The following is a 13,422-nucleotide window of genomic DNA, read 5'->3' on the forward strand; positions in this document are numbered from 1 at the left end:
GCGGCCTCTGGGCCGCCCGTTTCATTTGGAGACGAGTCGATGCGCAAGGTGATCGTGGGTCTCGTAGTTCTGGCGGTTATCGGAGCGCTGGCCTTCTGGGGTCTGACCTCGCCGGCGGCCTACGCGCTCATCCGGGGGAACGGTCAGGCCAGCTCGGGGCAGACGTCCGGATCGAACCGCCAGCCGAACCTGGAGAACGGCCGCACCCTGTTCTTCGCCGGAGGCTGCACGTCCTGCCATGCCGTGCCCGAGCAGAGCGACAAGCTACGGCTCGGCGGCGGGTATGCGCTGAAATCCCCCTTCGGCACCTTCCACGTGCCCAACATCTCGCCCCATAAGCAGGACGGCATCGGCTCTTGGACCACGGCGGACTTCGTCCGCGCCATGCGCGAGGGCGTCTCCCCCGACGGTCGCCACTATTATCCCGCCTTTCCCTACGCCTCCTATGCCAAGATGCCCGAGGGGGATCTCGCGGACCTTTTTGCTTTCATGCAGACCCTCCCGGCCGTGGAAGGCCGCGCACCCGATCACGATCTGCCGTTCCCCTTCAACATCCGTCGGGGCGTTGGTCTCTGGAAGCTGGCTTTCCTGGACGGGAACGTCTTCACGCCCGATCCGTCGAAGTCGGAGAGCCTGAACCGGGGCGCTTATCTGGTGAACGGGCCCGGGCATTGCGCCGAGTGCCACAGCGAGCGCAACACCGCGGGGGCCATCCTCGAGGATCGACGCTTCGCCGGCGGCCCCGACCCGGAGGGCAGGGGCATCGTTCCCAACATCACGCCGCATCCGACCGGGATCGGAGGCTGGACGGTGGATGACCTGACGACCCTGCTGACGACCGGCGAGACGCCGAACTTCGATACGGTCGGCGGGCCGATGGGAGCCGTGGTGGCCAACACGGCCCAGATCCCCGACGCCGACCGCCGGGCCATGGCGGAATATCTGCTGTCTCTGCCGCCGAAACAGGGATTCAAGCGGCCGGAGTGAGGAAGGAACGAGCTTCGGTGTTCTACCTCTTCTGATTGGGCCGGAATGATACCCTCTCACGTCATGGCCGGGCTTGTCCCGGCCCTCTCGACAAAGTGGAGCGCAGCGTCCTTCCGAGCGAGATCACCGGCACAAGGCCGGTGATGAAGTGAGAGGGTATGTCCGCCCGATGAAGAGCAACAATCGTGCCAAGCCCTGGCCCCTCGGCCTCAATCCATCACGGCGGCTTTGAGGATGCACACCATGGTGGCGCGACCCGGCGCATCGCCGATGCAGCGCACTGAATGGGGGCGGTCGCAGCGGTAGCGCAGGCTTTCGCCCGCCTTCGCCTGCTGGGTGACGCCGCCGACCTCGACCTCGAACTCGCCGTCCAGGACGGACAGGCATTCCACCGAGCCGCGCTGATGGCTGTCGGAGTCGAGCACGCCGCCGGGCTCGGACTGCACGTCGTACCATTGCAGCCATTCGATGGTCTTGAGCCAGCCGATGATGGCCAGGCGCATCTTGCCGTCCTCGGACACGAGGATCGGGGTGTCGGCCTTGGAGGATTTCTCGATGAAGGGCTCCTCGTCCCCTGAGGCGAGAACCCGCTCGATCGAGACGTCCAGAGCCTGGCTCAGCCGCCAGATGGTGGCGAGCGTCGGGTTGGTCTCGTTGCGCTCGATCTGGCTGATGATCGACTTCGCGACGCCGGATTGCTCTGCGAGCTCCGACAGGGACAGGTTATAGGCCTTGCGCAGACGCTGAATCGTCTTGCCCATGTTGCCGGAGAGAACCTGTGCACCCGATTCCAGATCCCGGCTCCGTTCTTTGCCCTCGACGCCCATGACTGCCTCTGTTCCGAAAAAGAGAACGATCGTTCCTCAAAACGGTTGTGGGGTAATCGACGGAACGGGTCAAGCGCCGGGGCCTTCGCGGTGCTTCTTTTCGGTTCAGACACCGGTTTTCGGTTCAGACACCGGGCCTTTGGGGAGCAGCCTGAAGCTCTTTGGTCCGCAGAAGCCCGAGCCGATGCTCGCGCCAGACGATGAAGAGACCTGTGGCGGCCACGATGGTCGCGCCGATCACCACGGTCATGGTGGGCAGATCGCCGAACATGAACCAGCCGAACAGGAGCGCCCAGATCATGGTGGTGTATTCGAACGGGGCGATCACCGAAGTATCCGCGAAGCGATAGGATTGCGTGACCAGGATCTGCCCGACGCCGCCCAGAATGCCGATGAGGATGAACAGGGCAAGGTCCATGGCATCCGGCATGCGCCAGCCCAGGGCGATGGTGCAGAGCGACAGGCCGGACGCCATGATGAAGAAGTAGAACACGATGGCGCCGGTCTTCTCCGTCTCGGTGAGTCGCCGGACCTGGATCATCGCGCCGGCCGAGCAGAAGGCTCCGGCGAAGGCCAGCATGGCGCCGAGCGTGGGGCCCGCGTTCAGGTCTCCCCCGAAGGTGCCGATCTTCAGGTAGGGCGACAGCATGATCAGGACGCCGACGAAGCCGATGCCGACCGCCGTCCACCGGTAGGCGCGCACCGTCTCTTTGAGGAGGAGCGCCGCCAGGATCACGGCGATGAGGGGTGAGGCGTAGCCGATGGCGATGGCGTCATGCAGGGGAAGGTAGGAGAGGGCGGCAAACCCGAGATACATGGCGCTCGTGCCGATGAAGCCACGCTTGAAGTGCCCGACGACATTTCTCGTCCGCACGGCGTTGATGAGGTCTCCCTGCCATTTCAGCCACAGCAGCAGCGGCAACAGGGCGAAGGCCGAGCGGAAGAAGACGATCTCCCCGACGGGATAGCGGGCGGCGAGCGTCTTGAGGGTCGCCGACATCATCGTGAAGACGACGGCGGAGGTGACTTTGAGGGAGATCCCCAGGAGAGGTTTCACGAGAGGCGGGTTTTCACGGGTGGCGTCGCTTCGAGGAAGGCTGCAGCCAACCACGGACGAGCCGCCCCGTGAACCCCCAATCGCTGCGCGAACCTCTGCGCCCCGCGCATGGGTTCAGGATCGAGCCGTCTGAGAACGGTTGATGTAGGACCGGATGAAGCCGATCGCCGTCAGGATCAGCCATGCGGATTGGGTCACGAACGACGCCAGATTGAAGTCGAACAGCAATGAGTAGAGGACCAGCAATGCGCCGACGGCGTTGAGAAGCGCGTAACGATTGTCCTCGACCTTCAAGATACCGACCTGCAGCAGCCCGTAGGCCGAAAGGTACGCTGCAACCCCGACCAGTCCGACCATGTCAGGTCCATTCATCGACGCTCTCCGTCCGATCCGATGCAAAGCCTCTACGGCAATCCGACCCTTCTTGGAATCGGACTTTTTGCCGGACCCGAAAAGCGGGCCGTGAAAGGCATTCCGCTGTCTCCAGATCTGTCAGTCATGGCGGCCCCGACCTCGATCCGGGGATCAGTCCCGCCCATCCCGTTGGTGTGAGGCGCCGTGCCGTACCGACGGGGATCATCGGGACGGGACGGCCCACCTTCTCCCTCTCCCGGGCGGGAGAGGAGATCAGCCAGTGAGATGTTATGTTCTCACTTTGTTCTTGACACGGTGTTACACCTGAGCTATACCCTTGTGCAGATCGGTTCCTGCGAGGGGCGCGCTCGCGAGGCGTCGCAGTGACGGGAGCCGGCACGGTCCTGCGGCAGGCCTCGCACGCCTGGGAGCGCAGGAGGCCGACCTTGGGTGTCGTCCCAGCTGGTCCGCCTGAAAAGAACCGTGCGCGAGGTGCCGTCCGGCTCTTCCATCTCCCACCATCATCATCGAGCCGGGCCGCCTCTCGCGCCACCCTCGATCTCCTGAAAGGCTCGCAGCGCAAGCTGCGGGCCCCAAGGCGCTGGATCTTTGACAGCAGACCCATGCAGCCGTTCACTCATCCGCCAGCCTGAACAAAGCGACGGTGCGCCGCCACTGTCACAAATCTGCAGAGAAACCGTCACGGGGACGAGACGCGAATCCGGTTTGGCTTTTATTCAGCACGCTCGCCGGAGAAACCCATGGCTCAGGATGTGAATGCTCTGCGCGTACGGACATTGTTCCTGTCCGATCTCCATCTTGGCACGAAAGGGTGCCAGGCGGGCGCCCTGCTCGAATTCCTCAAGGTCTATGACGCCGATACGATCTACCTCGTCGGCGATATCGTCGACGGCTGGAAGCTGAAATCCGGCTGGTACTGGCCCCAGGCCCATAACGACGTGGTGCAGAAGCTCCTGCGCAAGGTTCGGAAAGGCGCCCGCCTCATCTACCTCCCGGGAAATCACGACGAGTTCCTGCGCGACTACATCGGGGTCAATCTGGGCGGTATCGAGCTCGCCGATTATGCCTTGCACGAAACGGCCGACGGGAAGCGCTATCTCGTGATTCACGGCGATCAGTTCGACCTGGTGGTCCGGCATGCCCGCTGGCTCGCACTCCTGGGCGACGGAGCCTATTCGGCGGCTCTCTTTATCAACACCTATCTCAACATGGTGCGGCGGCGGCTCGGGCTGACCTATTGGTCGCTCTCGTCCTGGGCCAAGCTGAGGGTCAAGAACGCCGTGAACTTCATCAGCCGGTTCGAGGAGCTTCTCGCCGCTGAGGCTCAGCGGCAGCAGGCCGACGGGGTCATCTGCGGCCATATCCATCACGCCACCATGCACGACCAATTCGGCGTCGCCTACGTGAACACGGGTGATTGGGTCGAGTCCTGCACGGCAGTGGTGGAGCATTACGACGGCACCTTCCAGCTCATCCGCTGGACCGAGGTCGAGTTGGACATGATCAGCGCGCAGAACCTTGTTCCAGCGAAGGTCAGCGAGAGGGCCGCCTGATGCGCCTTCTGATCGCGACCGATGCCTGGCGGCCCCAGATCAACGGGGTGGTGCGATCGCTCGAATACATGGCCGCCGAGGCGCCGCGCTTCGGGGCGGAGGTCGTGTTCCTCACGCCGGAGCGCTTCCGCTCCATTCCGATGCCGACCTATCCGGAGATCCGCCTGTCCCTGGTTCGGCCCGGGGCAATATCCGGAATTCTCGACGAGATTCGGCCGACCCATGTCCACATTGCCACGGAAGGACCGATCGGGCTCGCGACGCGGCTGGCCTGCCGGCGTCAGGGGCAGGCTTTCACCACAAGTTATCACACGCGCTTTCCGGAATACGTCGCGGCGCGCACCCGAATTCCCGAGGCGTGGTCCTACCGGGCGCTCAAGCGGTTCCATCGGGCGGCCCGCGCCATGATGGTCAGCACGCCCTCCCTGGAGCGGGAGCTCGCGGGGCGCGGCTTCCGGAACATCATGCGCTGGACCCGCGGCGTCGACACCACCCTGTTCCGGCCCCGAAACGATCGGATCCTGGATGCGGCCGCGCCCATCTTTCTCTATGTCGGGCGTGTCGCGGTCGAGAAGAACCTGGACGCCTTCCTGAGCCTCGATCTGCCTGGCACCAAGGTCGTCGTCGGCGGCGGCCCCGCCCGTCCGGACCTCGAACGGCGATATCCGGACGTTCGCTTCCTCGGCGCGCTCACCGGCGAGGATCTCGCCCGGGTCTATGCCTCCTCGGACGTCTTCGTCTTTCCGAGCCTCACGGATACCTTCGGCATCGTCCTCATCGAGGCGCTGGCCTCCGGCCTGCCGATCGCGGCCTTTCCGGTTACCGGGCCGCTGGACGTGCTCGGCACCTCCGGCTGCGGCGTCCTCTCACAGGATCTGCGCGAGGCGGCCCTCGCGGCGCTCGACATTCCCAAGGATCGCTGCCGGGCCTATGGCGAGACCTTCACTTGGCAGGAAAGCGCCCGGCAATTCTTCTCCAATATCGAGAAAGCCCATTCCGTCAGATAGCCTGCCCTACATCAGGAAGGCGGGACGCGGGTGGAGATGCTGGGCCTTCTCACCCTCGAAAGGGCCGGATTCCAACGAGACGTCTGTCCTGTCGATTTCGACCCGGGTGAGATCGATCATGCCTTGGATCTCGGTTTCGAGAGCATGAAGCGTCGACACCATGCGCCGGATGCGCTGCTCTGCGGCCTCCTGGAATTCCGCCTCGGAGAGGGTGCTCAAGGGATCGTCGGCATCCAGAGCCGGAAAGGAGCGAACCTCCTCCTTGGTCTGCTGGATCGCGGCCGCCATCTTCTCAAGGCAGGCCCGAAAGGGCTCGGCGGCCCTGGCATCCAGACGATGTTCCTTCAGACGGTTCAGGGCCTCGAGAACGGCTTGCGTGTCCGCATTACGGTTCCGCCGGGCGTATTCCTTCAGGAACCAGCGGCCGCGGGCCGTCTCCATGACGGCCGCTTCGATGGTGTCGAAATCCAGGTCGCCGAACGTGACGTTGGTCTCTTCATCGGGCATGGTGGCGCAATCCATCTCGGCAGGGCTTGATTCCTGTCTTCAACAGATGTGCGCAAAGCACCTGCAAGCTCAACCCCTGCAAGGCCTTCAGGGGTAGTCTTGCACCGTGTTCTTGCTCCTTTTGCTCCGATTTTTGTTTCCAGAAGACCATAATCCTGATGCATCCGCTCAAAGCTCTCGAATTCCGCCTGGGTGCGTTGCACGCTGCGAGCTTCACCAGTCACGGGATCTACCTCCCGTTCTTTCCCCTCTGGCTGCAGAGCAAGGCGCTGTCGCCGACCGTCATCGGTTTCGTGGTCGCGATCCCGATCATCGTGCGGATCTTGGCGACGGCGCCGCTCCTGAGCCTCGCGGACCGGTCGTTCGGGGCAAGGCGGCTGCTTCTGGCCAGCCATCTCGGTCAGCTCATCGGCTTCCCGCTGTTCCTGCTGGTCGACAACGGCATCCTGATCATGGCCCTGGTGGCTCTCGTTGCGATCGCGCAGTCCTGCATCATCCCGGGCAACGATCTCGTCTCCACCAACGCGGTCCAGAAGCATCCCGGCTTGAACTACGGCCGGATCAGAGGGGCGGGTTCTGTCGCGTTCTTCGTCGCGAACATCGTGGGCGGATACCTGGTCGGCGCCTTCGGGCCGGACGTCGTGATCGTCGCCCTGGCCCTCATTCCGATCCTGGGGATCTCCGCCACGCTGATCGCCGTGCCGAAGGAGGTTCCCGAACCCGCGGACCCGGACGATCCGCCGAGGAGGAATGCTCCTGCCAAGCTCTCGGGAATCCTCTGGCTGGTGCTGGTCGCGGGAGCCGTGACGCAGGCAAGTCACGGTGCGCTCAATGCCTTCGGCAGCATCTATTGGCGCTCCACCGGCTTCTCCGACGAGGTCATCGGCTATTTCTGGGCCGCCGGCGTCATCGCCGAGATCCTGGTCTTCATCTATCTCGGCCGCCATGTCGGCCGGACCTCGGGCGTGGGCCTGATCCTGCTCGGCTCGGCGGCGGCCGTCATCCGCTTCACGATCATGTCCCTGGAGCCGGGAGCCGAGGTCATGGTCGTGCTCCAGACCATGCACAGTCTGAGCTTCGCAGCCACCCATATCGGCACCATGGCGGCCCTGGCGGCGCTCGCACCCATGACGGCGCGGGGCCGGGCGCAGGGAATCTTCGGGTCGCTGTCCGCTCTCGCCATCGCGGCGTCTACGATCGTGAGCGGCATGATCTATGCGCAGGCCGGCGCCGGCGTCTTTGCCGCGATGGCCCCCTTGGGAGCCATTGGGTTCCTGCTGATGCTGGTGGTCGTTCGTCTTCAGAAAACTCAGCCCCAGAGAGCAGGCTCCGGCGGATAGACGATGCTGCCCTCGTAGCGCAGGCCGGGCTCCCGGTCCCTGGCGAGCAGGAGCGGGCCGTCGAGGTCGACGAAGCGGGCGCGAGGGGCGAGCACCAGCGCCGGCGCCATCGCGAGCGAGGTTCCGACCATGCAGCCGATCATGAGCCCGAAGCCCCGGGCTTCCGCCGCATCGGCCAGAGCCAGGGCCTCGGTCAGCCCGCCGGTCTTGTCGAGCTTGATGTTGATCACCTCGTAAAGGCCGATGAGCCGGTCGAGGCTTGCCCGATCATGCACGCTCTCGTCGGCGAGGATCGGAATGGGACGCGAGACCCGGCTCAAGGAGCCGTCCGCCTGGGCGGGCAGGGGCTGCTCCACCAGGGCATAGCCTTCCTCTGCACAGGCTGCGAGGTGCGCTTCGATGTTCTCCTCGGTCCAGCCTTCGTTGGCGTCGGCGATCAGGGTCGCCTGCGGGGCCGCCCGGCGCACGGCTCTGATCCGCTCGATATCGCCATCGGGAGCGCCGAACTTCACCTTGAGGATCGGCCGTTCAGCCGCCTTGGCCGCGGCCTCCGCCATACCCTCAGGCGTGTCGAGGCTGATGGTGTAGGCGGTGGTCGCTGGCGGCCAGCGGGTCAGGCCGGCGGTCAGGTGGGCGCGGATGCCGGAGCGCTTGGCATCCAGGTCCCAGAGGGCGCAGTCGACAGCATTGCGGGCCGCTCCTGCCGGCATGAGGTCCTGAAGTGCTTCGCGGGTCAGCCCCGCCTCGATCCGAGGCCGGATGGCCTCGATGGCCGCCGCCACGCCTTCGACCGTCTCCCCGTAGCGGGTATAGGGCACGCATTCCCCATGCCCGACGGCCCCGTCCTCGGCAATTGTCGCCATGACCACCACGGCCTCCGTGCGGGAGCCGCGGGCGATCGTGAATTTTCCGGCAATGGGGAAACGGTCGATGGAAACGGTGAGCTTGCGCATTCTCTTAGGTCTCGGCTTAACTTCGTCTCGACTTGTGGCGCAATGACACGCTATCACCAAGCGGAATCAACGCCGAAGGGATGATCGTGGCGCAGAGCACCTTGGCTCGAGAGCCGGAAGTCACAATCGACCGCGCCGGGGGGGCGATGACGATCCGGCTGGCCGGACCGTGGACGGCGCCCCATGCCCAGAGGGTCGAGGCCCTGGTCGACGAGATCGCGGCGGAAGCCGACGCCTTTCCCGTGGCCCTCGATCTGAGCGGCGTCGAGCGCCTCGACACCCTCGGCGCCTGGACGCTCAACCGCACGCGCCACGAGCTCTCCGCCAAGGGGCAGGTGGATTTCGCCAATGCCTCGCCGGAACAGAAAATCCTCCTGGACGAAGCGGCCTATCGCGACTTTCAGGGGGAGCCGAAGCCCCGGCATTCCCGTGCGGTCGATTTTCTCGTGGATGTCGGCCAGAGCGTTGCCGGAGCCGGCCGGGACATGGTCGGCGGCGTCGGCTTCCTGGGCGAGCTCATCTCGGCGCTGATCCGAGTGGTCGTACATCCCCGCCGCTTCCGGGGCACGGCGGTGATCAATCAGCTGGAGCAGATCGCCTATCGGGGCGTTCCGATCATCGTCCTGATCTCGTTTCTCGTCGGCTGCATCGTGTCGCAGCAGGGCATCTTCCAGCTCGTCAAGTTCGGCGCGACGCCCTTCGTCATCGACCTCATCGGCATCCTGGTCCTGCGCGAACTGGGCGTTCTCCTGACCTCGATCATGGTCGCAGGCCGCTCCGGCTCGGCCTTCACGGCCGAAATCGGCTCCATGAAGATGCGGGAGGAGATCGATGCCCTGCGGGTCATGGGCCTCGACCCCATCGAGGTTCTCATCGTCCCGCGCATCATGGCGCTGGTGATCGGCCTGCCGCTCCTTACCTTCATCGCGTCCATCGCGGCGCTCGTCGGCGGGGGCCTTACGACCTGGGTCTACGGCGACATCAGCCCGGACATCTTCCTGAACCGCCTTCGTGCTGCCGTCAGTCTGAACACCTTCCTGGTCGGTATCATCAAGGCACCCTTCATGGCGCTGGTCATCGGCATCATCGCGACCCTCGAGGGGCTGGCCGTTGAAGGCTCTGCCGAGTCCCTGGGCCGGCACGTGACGTCTTCGGTGGTGAAGGCCATCTTCATGGTCATCGTGCTCGATGGTCTCTTCGCCATGTTCTTTGCAGCGATAAATTACTGAGATGATGCTCGAACGACGCCCCTCCGACTCTCTGAAGAACCGCGACGTGATCATCCGCGCCCGGGACGTCGAGGTCGGCTTCGGGGAAAGGACGATCCTCAAAGGCCTCGATCTCGACGTCTATCGCGGGGAGATCCTGGGATTTGTCGGCGGCTCCGGTCAGGGCAAGTCGGTCCTGACGCGGGCCATTCTCGGGCTCGTGCCCAAGCGCGCCGGCACCATCGAGGTGCTGGGCCAGAACCTCGACGAGCTGTCTCCTGAGGAACGCCGCCAGCTTGAGCGGCATTGGGGCGTGCTGTTCCAGCAGGGTGCCTTGTTTTCGGCACTCACCGTGAAGCAGAACATCCAGGTCCCGATGCGGGAATACCTGCACCTGTCGGACCGGCTGCTCGACGAACTGGCCATGCTCAAGATCGAGATGGTGGGCCTCAATCCGGACGCGGCCGACAAGCTGCCGTCCGAGCTGTCCGGCGGCATGATCAAGCGCGCCGCCCTCGCGCGGGCGCTGGCTCTCGACCCTGAGATCGTTTTCCTCGACGAGCCGACTTCGGGCCTTGATCCAATCGGCGCGGGCGAGTTCGACGACCTGATTGCGACGTTACAGCGGACTTTAGGCCTGACCGTTTTCATGGTAACCCATGACTTGGACAGCCTTTATTCGGTCTGCGACCGCATAGCGGCTCTGGGCGAGGGAAAAATTCTCGCGGAGGGTCCCATCGAGGTGATGCTGGAATCGGATCACCCGTGGCTTCGCTCCTACTTTCATGGCAAACGGGCACGCGCGGTCATGGCCGGCGGCGCGTAAGGGTAACGATGGAAACGCGTGCAAACTACGCCTTGATCGGCCTCTTCACCCTGGCGGTGATCGCAGCCGCTTTCGGTTTCGTCTACTGGTTCTCCGGGGGCGAACGCGGGCAGGCGCGCCAGAGCATCCGCATTGTGTTCTCCGGGTCGGTCTCGGGGCTTTCCCAAGGATCGAGCGTGTCCTTCAACGGCCTTCGGGTCGGGGATGTGACGAGCCTGGATCTCCTGCCGGAGGATCCCCGCCGGGTGGTCGCCATCGCTACGGTCAACAGCAACACGCCGATCCGGTCCGACACCCGCGCCCGTCTCGAATATCAGGGCCTGACCGGCGTCGCGAATGTCGGCCTCTCGGGCGGCGAGCCCGGCGCTCCGCCGCTCGTGGCCGGTCCGGGCCAGCCCATGCCGACGATCTTTGCCGACCGTTCCGACTTCCAGGATCTGATCGAGACGGCGCGCAACATCGCCCGCCGCGCCGACGACGTTCTGGAGCGAGTCGGGCGGGTCGTCACCGACAACGAGGGCGCCATTAGCCGGACGATCCAGAACGTGGAGCGCTTCTCCCAGGCTTTGGGAGAGAACGCGGAGGGCATCGACCGCTTCCTGGCCCAGATCGGCCAGGCCGCCGAGAAGGTCGGTCCTCTCGCCGAGAAGCTCGAGACCTTGGCGGCGAACGTGGACGAGGTGGTTCGATCGGTGGATCGCCAGCGGGTCGCCCGCATCGTCGAGAACGTCGACAACTTCACCACGGCGCTCGGCGAAAACCGTCAGGTCGTGAGCGACGCTCTCAAGGATGCGGCGAGCCTGATCGACCGGCTGAACGAGACCGCGCCGAAACTCGATTCGGCCGTGGCCGAGATCGCCGAGATCACCAAGGCAGTCGATCCGGCCAAGATCGGCCGTACGGTCGACAACGTGGACACCTTCACCCAGACCCTGAGCCGCCGCAGCCCGGATATCGACAAGGCGATCCAGGAAGCGCGCTCGATCACCGAAAAGCTCAACAAGTCCGCCGACAAGATCGATGCCGTTCTGGCAGGAGCCGAGAAGTTCCTCGGTTCGGCTTCCGGGGAAGCCGGGAAGGGGGCCTTCGACGAAATCCGCTCGGCCGCCGTGGCCGTGCGCGAACTCGCCAACGACCTCAACACCCGGACCGAGGGCATCCAGGGCATTCTCGGGGGCGTCAACCGCTTCACGGAATCGGGCCTGCGGGAATACGAGGCCCTCGCCGTCGAGGGGCGGCGGACCCTGGGCGACATCAGCCGGGCGGTCCGGAGCATCGAACGTAATCCACAGCAGTTTCTTTTCGGTGGCCGTTCGAATCTCCCTGAGTATAGTGGACGCCGCTAAGTAACCAGTATGCGTGGACCTTCCGTGTTAACTCCCCTGAGTGATCGAGCCTGCCTGCTTCGGGGCCTTGCCCCGGTGCTGGTTCTGGCTGCCTTGACCGGCGCCTGCTCGTCGGGTCCCGCACCGGCAACCTATGATCTATCGGCGCCGACCGCCCGGATCCGGGGCGCGGCGGGGGTTCAGGTCCTGGTCAACGAGCCCGCGGCTCTCCAGACGCTCTCGACCCAGCAAATCCTGGTCAAGGACGCCAGCGGCTCCGTGTCGTTCATCGGGGGAGGGCAGTGGGCCGACAACCTGCCGCGCCTGATCCAGACGCGCCTGATCAACACCTTCGAGAATGCCTCACAGCTCCGGGGCGTCTCAAGGCCGAGCAGCGGCGCCGTGGCCGACGTTCAGCTCATCTCCGAGCTGCGCCGGTTCGAGATCGCGACTCCGGACAATCAGGCTGTGGTCGAGATCTCCGTGAAGATCGTCAGCGACCAGAACGGCCGCATCGTGAACGGCCGGATCTTCCGTGCCAGCGTTCCCGCGAGCGCCGTGGATGCGCCGAATGCCGCCCGTGCCCTCGACGAGGCCCTGTCGGTCGTCATGCTCGACATCGTCCGCTGGGTGAGCGGAAGCTCGCTGCCGCGGCGGGAGGAGCCGGGCACCGCAATGGGCGAGTCGCAGCCTCCGGCTTGAGGGCATGCGGATTCGGTTTCGACGTGCATCATGCCTGGGCTTGTCCCAGGCATTTACTCTTTGAAGCACTCTCCACTGTCACTCCGGGACCGCATAGCGGCGCCCGGATCCATATCCGCTAACCGTGCAGAAAGGGCGTAGCGCGGCTCGCCATTCCTTCAAACGTCGTGTTTATGGATTCCGGGCTCGCCTACTGGCGCCCCGGAATGACAGTCGGTGGAGCACAACGAAAACGCGGCCCGGAGGCCGCGTTTGCATATCGTGAGAACTCTATCAGCCTCAGTCGAACCGGCCGCTCGCATGGGCCAGCATGGTGTAGACCTTGCCGGTTTCCGACGTGAGATAGGTCTTCGTCAGCATGGAGTCGCGGTCGTCGCGGGAGACTTCAGAGAGCAGGCGCTCGAACTCTTCCACGTAGCGGTCCACCGTCTGCCGGAACTCCTCGTCCCGGCGGTACTTGCGGCGGATCTCGTCGAAGGTCTGCTGACCCTGCAGCGTGTAGAGACGGCGGGTGAACACGTTGCTCTCGCCGCGGCGGTAGCGGTCCCACAGCTCGACGGCGGCCTCGTGATCGATCATCCGGGCGATGTCGACCGAGATCGAATCCAGGGATTCGAGGCTGTTGGTGCGGGCGCGATCGGCCCGGGCGGGCGCGCGGGCGGGCTCCACGCCCTCGTCGCGGGAGGCCCGGTTCAGGAGATCCGACAGCCAGCCGCCGCGGCCGCCGGCATCGCGGGCGGGAGCCTCCTCCCGGC

The 13,422-nt window shown here is 64.9% G+C and carries 13 protein-coding genes and 1 pseudogene; 8 read left to right on the forward strand and 6 right to left on the reverse strand.

Features of this window, described 5'->3' with window-relative positions:
- Nucleotides 1-39 precede the first annotated feature (39 nt).
- Nucleotides 40-987: a cytochrome c gene (locus VB672_RS20380; RefSeq protein ID WP_329786043.1), complete on the forward strand. Its 948-nt coding sequence runs from the start codon at nt 40-42 to the stop codon at nt 985-987.
- Between the two features lie 209 nt (nt 988-1,196).
- On the opposite strand, the gene VB672_RS20385 is transcribed toward VB672_RS20380, so the two are convergent.
- The 3 genes from VB672_RS20385 to VB672_RS20395 all read right to left on the reverse strand — a co-directional run bounded on the left by VB672_RS20385 (nt 1,197) and on the right by VB672_RS20395 (nt 3,243).
- Nucleotides 1,197-1,814 carry a helix-turn-helix domain-containing protein gene (locus tag VB672_RS20385; protein ID WP_329786044.1) on the reverse strand — a complete coding sequence of 206 codons (618 nt, stop codon included), beginning with the start codon at nt 1,812-1,814 and terminating at the stop codon, nt 1,197-1,199.
- Nucleotides 1,815-1,938: 124 nt separating this feature from the next.
- Complete coding sequence (locus VB672_RS20390; RefSeq protein ID WP_329786045.1) at nt 1,939-2,871, reverse strand: DMT family transporter; 933 nt, start codon at nt 2,869-2,871, stop codon at nt 1,939-1,941.
- Between the two features lie 114 nt (nt 2,872-2,985).
- On the reverse strand, nt 2,986-3,243 hold the full coding sequence (locus VB672_RS20395; protein ID WP_329786046.1) for a CBU_0592 family membrane protein: 258 nt from the start codon (nt 3,241-3,243) through the stop codon (nt 2,986-2,988).
- A 743-nt stretch (nt 3,244-3,986) separates the two neighbouring features.
- Between VB672_RS20395 and VB672_RS20400 the strand changes: the two genes are divergently transcribed.
- On the forward strand, nt 3,987-4,799 hold the full coding sequence (locus tag VB672_RS20400; RefSeq protein ID WP_329786047.1) for a UDP-2,3-diacylglucosamine diphosphatase: 813 nt from the start codon (nt 3,987-3,989) through the stop codon (nt 4,797-4,799).
- Entirely contained in the window at nt 4,799-5,806 is a 1,008-nt protein-coding gene (locus VB672_RS20405) for a glycosyltransferase family 4 protein (protein WP_329786048.1), read from the forward strand. Before VB672_RS20400 ends, VB672_RS20405 begins: the two co-directional genes overlap by 1 nt.
- A gap of 6 nt (nt 5,807-5,812) precedes the next feature.
- Here the strand turns inward: VB672_RS20405 and VB672_RS20410 are convergent, their stop codons facing one another.
- On the reverse strand, nt 5,813-6,313 hold the full coding sequence (locus VB672_RS20410; protein WP_329786049.1) for a hypothetical protein: 501 nt from the start codon (nt 6,311-6,313) through the stop codon (nt 5,813-5,815).
- Between the two features lie 158 nt (nt 6,314-6,471).
- Between VB672_RS20410 and VB672_RS20415 the strand changes: the two genes are divergently transcribed.
- Nucleotides 6,472-7,653: an MFS transporter gene (locus VB672_RS20415; RefSeq protein ID WP_329786050.1), complete on the forward strand. Its 1,182-nt coding sequence runs from the start codon at nt 6,472-6,474 to the stop codon at nt 7,651-7,653.
- Here the strand turns inward: VB672_RS20415 and dgcA are convergent.
- The gene (gene dgcA, locus VB672_RS20420) at nt 7,623-8,606 is read right to left on the reverse strand and encodes an N-acetyl-D-Glu racemase DgcA (protein WP_329786051.1); all 984 of its coding nucleotides are present in this window, start codon (nt 8,604-8,606) and stop codon (nt 7,623-7,625) included. The genes VB672_RS20415 and dgcA overlap by 31 nt on opposite strands.
- Nucleotides 8,607-8,686: 80 nt before the next feature.
- Between dgcA and VB672_RS20425 the strand changes: the two genes are divergently transcribed.
- Genes VB672_RS20425 through VB672_RS20440 form a run of 4 tightly spaced genes read left to right on the forward strand, consistent with a single transcriptional unit; the run spans nt 8,687 to nt 12,667 of the window.
- Nucleotides 8,687-9,835, forward strand: a complete 1,149-nt coding sequence (locus tag VB672_RS20425) for an ABC transporter permease (RefSeq protein ID WP_442932135.1) — start codon at nt 8,687-8,689, stop codon at nt 9,833-9,835.
- Between the two features lie 4 nt (nt 9,836-9,839).
- Nucleotides 9,840-10,640, forward strand: a complete 801-nt coding sequence (locus VB672_RS20430; RefSeq protein ID WP_329786059.1) for an ABC transporter ATP-binding protein — start codon at nt 9,840-9,842, stop codon at nt 10,638-10,640.
- A gap of 8 nt (nt 10,641-10,648) precedes the next feature.
- Nucleotides 10,649-11,986: an MlaD family protein gene (locus VB672_RS20435; RefSeq protein ID WP_329786053.1), complete on the forward strand. Its 1,338-nt coding sequence runs from the start codon at nt 10,649-10,651 to the stop codon at nt 11,984-11,986.
- Between the two features lie 24 nt (nt 11,987-12,010).
- Nucleotides 12,011-12,667: an ABC-type transport auxiliary lipoprotein family protein gene (locus VB672_RS20440; RefSeq protein WP_329786054.1), complete on the forward strand. Its 657-nt coding sequence runs from the start codon at nt 12,011-12,013 to the stop codon at nt 12,665-12,667.
- A 279-nt stretch (nt 12,668-12,946) separates the two neighbouring features.
- Here the strand turns inward: VB672_RS20440 and VB672_RS20445 are convergent.
- A pseudogene (locus tag VB672_RS20445) lies at nt 12,947-13,422 on the reverse strand (kinesin); the annotation flags it as partial.

It is taken from the genome of Microvirga sp. CF3016, from assembly GCF_036314085.1.
Taxonomy (GTDB): domain Bacteria; phylum Pseudomonadota; class Alphaproteobacteria; order Rhizobiales; family Beijerinckiaceae; genus Microvirga.

What these genes read in the sequence shown, in the direction of transcription:
- VB672_RS20380 (WP_329786043.1), top strand. Translation starts at nt 40, where the DNA reads ATGCGCAAGGTGATCGTGGGTCTCGTAGTTCTGGCGGTTATCGGAGCG.
- VB672_RS20385 (WP_329786044.1), bottom strand. Translation starts at nt 1,814, where the DNA reads ATGGGCGTCGAGGGCAAAGAACGGAGCCGGGATCTGGAATCGGGTGCA.
- VB672_RS20395 (WP_329786046.1), bottom strand. Translation starts at nt 3,243, where the DNA reads ATGAATGGACCTGACATGGTCGGACTGGTCGGGGTTGCAGCGTACCTT.
- VB672_RS20400 (WP_329786047.1), top strand. Translation starts at nt 3,987, where the DNA reads ATGGCTCAGGATGTGAATGCTCTGCGCGTACGGACATTGTTCCTGTCC.
- VB672_RS20405 (WP_329786048.1), top strand. Translation starts at nt 4,799, where the DNA reads ATGCGCCTTCTGATCGCGACCGATGCCTGGCGGCCCCAGATCAACGGG.
- VB672_RS20410 (WP_329786049.1), bottom strand. Translation starts at nt 6,313, where the DNA reads ATGCCCGATGAAGAGACCAACGTCACGTTCGGCGACCTGGATTTCGAC.
- VB672_RS20415 (WP_329786050.1), top strand. Translation starts at nt 6,472, where the DNA reads ATGCATCCGCTCAAAGCTCTCGAATTCCGCCTGGGTGCGTTGCACGCT.
- dgcA (WP_329786051.1), bottom strand. Translation starts at nt 8,606, where the DNA reads ATGCGCAAGCTCACCGTTTCCATCGACCGTTTCCCCATTGCCGGAAAA.
- VB672_RS20425 (WP_442932135.1), top strand. Translation starts at nt 8,687, where the DNA reads ATGATCGTGGCGCAGAGCACCTTGGCTCGAGAGCCGGAAGTCACAATC.
- VB672_RS20430 (WP_329786059.1), top strand. Translation starts at nt 9,840, where the DNA reads ATGCTCGAACGACGCCCCTCCGACTCTCTGAAGAACCGCGACGTGATC.
- VB672_RS20435 (WP_329786053.1), top strand. Translation starts at nt 10,649, where the DNA reads ATGGAAACGCGTGCAAACTACGCCTTGATCGGCCTCTTCACCCTGGCG.